This window comes from Pseudomonas sp. HY13-MNA-CIBAN-0226, assembly GCF_040310305.1.
In the GTDB taxonomy this organism is placed as follows: Bacteria; Pseudomonadota; Gammaproteobacteria; order Pseudomonadales; family Pseudomonadaceae; genus Aquipseudomonas; species Aquipseudomonas gregormendelii.
In genome coordinates this window covers 1-232 of sequence record NZ_JBEOPS010000684.1, presented here as the reverse complement: position 1 = coordinate 232, position 232 = coordinate 1, and the positions used below count along the sequence as shown (strand labels likewise).

Annotated in this window: 1 protein-coding gene; it reads left to right on the top strand. The window is 59.5% G+C overall.

What is annotated here, in order from left to right:
- Positions 1 to 232: chalcone isomerase family protein (locus AAEZ05_RS30425; RefSeq protein ID WP_350650413.1), on the top strand; the 232-nt coding region annotated here is incomplete at both ends.

The following is a 232-nucleotide window of genomic DNA, read 5'->3' as shown; positions in this document are numbered from 1 at the left end:
CCAGCAGGCCAATGCCGGGTTGAACTCGGAGATAGCCAAGCTGCATGCGCGCTTTCGGGATATTCGCAGCGGCGATCGCTATGCCCTGGATTTTCGTCCGGGGCGCGGGTTGAATCTGGAGATTAATGGGCAGGTGGTGTTCAGCAGCCCGGACGCTGAATTAGCGAAGGCCTACCTGGGTATCTGGCTGGGCCCCAAAGGGCTGTCGGACAGTTTGCGCAATACGCTACTC